General features: G+C 52.9%; 1 pseudogene. It reads right to left on the bottom strand.

What is annotated here, in order from left to right:
* Positions 1–200 (bottom strand): annotated as a pseudogene (locus C5P05_RS34170) (hypothetical protein); the annotation flags it as partial.
* Between the last annotated feature and the right edge of the window lie 55 nt (positions 201–255).

The raw sequence follows: 255 nt of genomic DNA, 5'->3' as shown, positions 1-255 counted from the left end.
CCTAATATAGAAAACAGGCACACGCAAAGGATGTGCACAATCACAGGAAACGGCGCCGCAACGAATCGGGCGTTCTCGGTGCTGATCTCCGGATTGCCGGAGAGACCTATCAGGCGAGCGATGCCCGCAGCTAAGGGAATGGCGCTGGTAAATAGCAGCACCAAAGGTACCTTCCAATCGATTCGGGTGGCGTTTGTCATCCAAGGAGTTTATGAACGGCCCTCACTTTTGTAACCGTACTAAGGTACGGTTCTG

This window comes from Rhodoferax ferrireducens, from assembly GCF_003347515.1.
Lineage (GTDB): Bacteria > Pseudomonadota > Gammaproteobacteria > Burkholderiales > Burkholderiaceae_C > Rhodoferax.
This window is presented reverse-complemented; position numbering and strand designations above follow the sequence as displayed.